Annotated in this window: 3 protein-coding genes; 2 read left to right on the forward strand and 1 reads right to left on the reverse strand. The window is 61.2% G+C overall.

The features are described from left to right. Positions 1 to 38 precede the first annotated feature (38 nt). Positions 39 to 974: a hypothetical protein gene (locus WA989_RS13895; protein WP_424341085.1), complete on the forward strand. Its 936-nt coding sequence runs from the start codon at positions 39 to 41 to the stop codon at positions 972 to 974. A gap of 54 nt (positions 975 to 1028) precedes the next feature. After that, positions 1029 to 1940, forward strand: a complete 912-nt coding sequence (locus WA989_RS13900; protein WP_424341086.1) for an MBL fold metallo-hydrolase — start codon at positions 1029 to 1031, stop codon at positions 1938 to 1940. A 21-nt stretch (positions 1941 to 1961) separates the two neighbouring features. On the opposite strand, the gene WA989_RS13905 is transcribed toward WA989_RS13900, so the two are convergent. Next, positions 1962 to 2602: DJ-1/PfpI family protein (locus tag WA989_RS13905; protein ID WP_424341087.1), on the reverse strand; the 641-nt coding region annotated here is incomplete at its 5' end.

Genomic DNA, 2602 nt, shown 5'->3' on the forward strand with positions numbered 1-2602 from the left:
CGGGCCACCTGCCTGAGGGGGCATGAGGGAGTAAACCGATGTCGCGTAACTGGCTGACAGACTTCAAATATGAAGACGGCGCATGGCTCGTAAAAAAGACCGGCCACCGCGTGCCGGCGAATCGTCAGCTTGCGAACGACGTTTTCACCTGGCTCACCTTCTATACCCTCGCCCAATCCTGGCGCACATGGCGCCGCATCACCGGCCACAAGCGCCCGACCATCGCCTTCCATCCCGACAAGCCGCGCCCCTGGTACTTCATCTGGCCTGTCATGCACGCTTCGGGCGCAAAGCTCATCTCGGATGTCTCGAGCGCCGACATCGTCTTCCAGTTTGATGATTCCACCCATGCCGACCATTCTGTCCCTGTGACAAAACCCGGCGCCAAACTCGTCAATTTCGAGTGCACCGACATCTCCAAATCCAACGTCGCCGAAGCCTTTGAAGTGGCTTCGGGCTACAGCCTCAAAGTCGACCCCCGCGTCTATGAAGGCCCGATGGTCGAGAAGTCCGAAAAGAATGCCTGCCATGATGGCCGCATCATCGAAGGCCCTCTGGAGCCAGTCGAAGGCAAGACCTATCAGCGCCTGATCGACAATGAGATCGATGGCGGCCTGGTCGAGGATCTCAGATGCTGCATTGTGGGCGGCGAACCGGCTGTCGTCTTCCGCAAGCGCCGCGACCTCACCCGCCGCTTTCTCAATGAGAATGCCCAGGTTTTGCTCGACGAGCCTCGCAAATGCTACACGGCTGATGAAATTGCTGTGATAAAAGGCTTCGCAGCAGAAATCGGTCTGGATTGGGGCGGAGTCGATGTGTTACGCGACCGCTCAACAGGCCGAATCTATATTGTTGATGCGAACAAGACGGATATGGGCCCGCCCGTGGCGTTGAAGCTTGGTCACAAGCTGAAATCGACCCGCCGCATGGCGCGCGCCTTCGTCAACGCATTTACAACGAAGCGGTCAGTCTAGAATCGCCTGACGTTAGATAAAGGCGGACACAGAAACTGCCGAAGAGGTCCTCCCATGGGCATTCCGTACATTAAGACGATCGACTTCGAATACGGAAAAGTCGAGCAGGTCTCCCCCCTTATCCGCCGCGTGATTGCGAACAATCCGGGGCCGTTCACCTTTGTCGGAACCGGTGTTTACATCATCGGCAAGGACGAGGTCGCCGTGATCGATCCCGGCCCCATGGATGAGGAGCATTTCGAGGCGCTGAAATCAGCCCTCAAGGGCGAGACCGTGACCCACGTCCTCGTCACGCATGGCCACTCAGACCACTCCCCGCTCGCCCAGCCCCTCGCAGACTGGGCCGGCTGCAAGACCTACGCAAAGAATTGCGGCGTGCCGACCGCCAAGGGCGAGCTTGGCTCTGCCGATGATCTCGGCTTCGAGCCGGATGTGCTGATCGGCGATGGCGACGTCATATCGGGCCCCGGCTGGACGCTCGACGTGATCGAGACGCCGGGCCATACCTGCAATCATCTCTGCTTTGGCCTGCGCGAAGAAAATGCCTGCCTCAGCGGGGACCACATCATGGGCTGGTCGACGACGATCGTCGCGCCGCCGGATGGCAATATGAGCGACTACATGGCCTCGCTCGACAAGATCGAAGCCCGCAATTTCGACATTCTCTGGCCGACGCATGGATCACCGGTGCGCGAGGATGTGCATGGCTTCATCGGGGCCTATCGCCAGCATAGGCTCGACCGCGAAGCGGCGATCATCAAACACCTGAAATCCGGCGAAACCGACATCAAGCGCATGGTCGAGGTGATGTATGCCGATGTCGACAAACGCCTGCACCCGGCCGCCGCCATGTCTGTCCTCGGACACATGCTGAAACTGGTCGAGGAAGGCCTCGTCAAAACGAGCGACGCCGAACCGACCGTCCGCTCCACCTTCACGTGGAAGGCGCTGCAGAAGACGGGCTAGTCCCCATCGACCTGCTGGCTCCTAGGATTTCCGGAAGCCCAGCCCCTCCGCAATCGATTTCACAGTCTCGACCCGCCCCGGTGCGGCCTTGTTCACCAGCGCCCAGTAGCGCTCGAGCGTTTCGGCATCGGCCGTGTCAGGCGTGCCGCTATCGAAGGGCGGATGCGGGTCATATTCGATGGAGAGCTGGATAAATTTCGCGTGCGCCTCACCCCGGATCCGGGCGGCCAGCGCAAGCGCGAAATCAATCCCGGACGTCACGCCGCCACCCGTCAGCCGGTTCCTGTCGAGCACGACACGCTGTTTCACCGGGGTCGCCCCGAAGAATGCAAGCTGCTCGTGCGAGGCCCAGTGGGTGGTGGCTTCATAGCCCTTGAGCAGGCCCGCGGCACCGAGCACCAGCGCGCCGGTACAGACGCTGGTCACCCAGTCTGCGCTGGCGCCGATCCTGCGCACCCAGTCGAGCGCCGCCGCATCCTGCATCACATCGACGGTGCCGAACCCGCCGGGCACGCAGAGGATATCGGCGTACGCGGCCTCGTCGAACGTCTTTGTCGGCAGAAGCGCGAAGCCGGAATCGGTCGCCACGGGCTCGCGCGTCTTCCAGACAAGATCGAGCGTGACATTACCAAGCCGCGAGAGCACCTGCGCCGGGCCTGTCA

The organism is Henriciella sp. (assembly GCF_049649345.1).
Classification (GTDB): domain Bacteria; phylum Pseudomonadota; class Alphaproteobacteria; order Caulobacterales; family Hyphomonadaceae; genus Henriciella.